Source organism: Anaerolineales bacterium, from assembly GCA_022866145.1.
Classification (GTDB): Bacteria; Chloroflexota; Anaerolineae; order Anaerolineales; family E44-bin32; genus PFL42.
In genome coordinates, this window is the sequence record JALHUE010000108.1 from 1 (window position 1) to 2,466 (window position 2,466).

1 protein-coding gene and 1 other RNA gene are annotated in these 2,466 nt (G+C 67.7%); one reads left to right on the forward strand and one right to left on the reverse strand.

Annotation, left to right across the window (positions count from 1 at the left end):
- The first annotated feature begins 436 nt into the window (after positions 1–436).
- An RNA gene (gene rnpB / locus MUO23_03440) (RNase P RNA component class A) lies at positions 437–832 on the forward strand.
- A 176-nt stretch (positions 833–1,008) separates the two neighbouring features.
- On the opposite strand, the gene MUO23_03445 is transcribed toward rnpB, so the two are convergent.
- Positions 1,009–2,421, reverse strand: a complete 1,413-nt coding sequence (locus tag MUO23_03445) for an aminotransferase class V-fold PLP-dependent enzyme (protein MCJ7512010.1) — start codon at positions 2,419–2,421, stop codon at positions 1,009–1,011.
- Between the last annotated feature and the right edge of the window lie 45 nt (positions 2,422–2,466).

Consider the following 2,466-nt stretch of genomic DNA (forward strand, 5'->3'; position numbering starts at 1 on the left):
ACAAGCCCGTCTGCGCGGCGTTAACGCCGCGCCGGCCAAACACCGGTGCACGCAGCTCCGCCTCAGCTGCCCTCGATCGGTCGTGCTCGCAGGCCAGCCAGGCCAAGGATTGCCTTGGACAGTCCGGAGGTCCGCTGCCAGACTGCACCCAATGGCTGCCCACTCCTTGGTTGCCGGCAAGATGGCGGGAAGATGCTTGCTCCGAGGGGCCGGTCGAGCTCGAGGCAGGGCGAGACCGGATCGGGCGGGCAGACGCCTCCAATGGGGCGCGGCCCCGGGGTGGAGGCGTGCCATTCCCCGGTCCCGGCAAGGCTGGCAAGGCTGGCAAGGCTCTCGCCGTCGAGGCAGGAGTCATGGTCGCCTGTCGCTCGGCGGTGGCTGGCAAAGGTGCCGGCGTTGACGCCGCTCCGGCTCCCCGGTATGATGGAAGCAAGGCTGGGTCGGCCGGGCGACCGCGGACGGCGAGAGCCGCCCGAGGAAAGTCCGCGCTCCATCGGGCAGGGTGCCGGGTAACACCCGGGCAGGGAGACCTGGGGATAGGGCCACAGAAAACAACCGCCCCGCCTCACGGCGAGGGTCAGGGTGAAAAGGTGGTGTAAGAGACCACCGGCGCCGGCAGCAATGCCGGCGGACAGGCAACCCCCACTCGGAGCAAGGCCAAGCAGGGGCGATGGGTGCCCAACCGTTGAGCCCCGGGTAGGCTGCTCGAGCCTGGCGGCAACGCCATGGCCAAGAGGGATGGTCGCCCAGGCGAGGGTGGCGGGAAGACGGGGTTTCCCCGTAAACCGCAGGACTCGCTGGACAGAACGCGGCTTACAGGCTGGCCCAACGCATCGGCCCCGGCGCCCTACGCGCCGGGGCCGTCCGTTGTGCGGGATCCCAGGCCTGGCACCTTGATGAAGAACGCTCTTCTCAGTGAAGAAGAATGCCTACGCGGTGGTTGGGGCGAAGCCCCAACCACCACATAGGCAAGTTACTCTGAGGAGGCATGCCCTTTCAATTAGCCTCCTAGGCCAGCTCGGGCAGGACCGAGGAGAAGTCGAGCGGCGGCCTCTCCGGCAGGTACTCGCCCGACTCCGGATCCTGCCGATACCGGCCTCGAATCTCGCCGCGGGCGATTGCCTGAAGGGCATCGGCCAGAGTGTCAACTTCCTCGAGGGTGTTGTACAGTCCGAAACTGGCGCGCACCATGCCCGGCATCTCCCGTCGATCGCCTTCGAGGATGCGCTGGCGGGCTTGCGCCGACCGCTCGCGATCCAGCCCCAGCAGATGAAGCACATACGGATGAGCGCAGAAGCATCCGCTGCGCACGCCGATCGCATGCTCGTGCCCCAGGATCGCGGCGACTTCGAAGTGTGAGCGTCCCTCCAGGCTGAATGGGATCACACCCAGCCGTTCCGCAGCGTGGCCGGGCTCGCGGTCGCCGAAAAGGCGCAGACCCGGGACCTGTGCCAGACGCTTGAGGGCGTGGGCCGTCAGTTCCGCTTCGTGCGCCGCAACGGTCGAAAGGCCAATGGCTTGCAGTTCCCCGATCGCCAACGCCAGGGCGACGGCGCCCACCACATTGGGTGACCCGGCCTCCTCCCGATCCGGCGGCGCGGCCCAGGCAACCTCCTCGAGCGTCACGACCTCGACCGTTCCCCCTCCCACCATGTCGGGCACTCCCAGCTCGAAGAATGCCTTGGGGCCGATCAGGGCTCCGGTTCCGTACGGGGCGTACATCTTGTGGGCGCTGAAGGCCACGAAGTCCAGGTGTTCGGGATCGGACTCCGGCCGGATGTCGAGTGGGCGGTGCGGGGCGAGCTGGGCGCAGTCCGCCAGGATCAGGGCGCCGGCGGCGTGCGCCTTGCGCGCCAGACGGTGCAGGGGGTTGAGATAGCCAGTGACATTACTGGCGCCGGTGACCGCCACCAGCCGGACCACGCCCTGGTGCTCACCCAGCAGGCGGTCGTAGTCCTGTTCATCCAGGCGGCCATCGGCCAGCAGGCCGACGTGGTGCACCTGGCAGACGGCCCGCCAGGGGAGGTCGTCCGAATGGTGCTCCATCGTCGTGGTCAGGACCACATCCTCAGGGCTCAGGCCCATGCGCCGGGACAGCTTGTTGATGGCCTCGGTGGTGTTCTTGACGAAGACGCAGGTGTGGGTGTGAGGGTCGGCCCCGACGAAGTGCAGGCAACGCTGGCGTGCCTGCTCGAAGGCCCAGGTCGACAGCTGGGACTTGTAGCCCGTGCCGCGGTGCACGCTGGCGTAGTAGTCGAGGAAGGCGTTGACGCCATCCCGCACGACGCGCAGCGGGGGGGTGGAGGCGGCGTTGTCGAAGTTGATGTATGGACGTTGGCCGCCGCCAAGCAGCGGCACTGGGATCTGCAGGCCGACGAAACGGTCACGATAGCTGGAAGCAGAGTGGCTTGTTGGGTTCAACGCGGTCCTCGCTCAGACGGTGGAGTGGGTTCTTGCCGTTCTTGA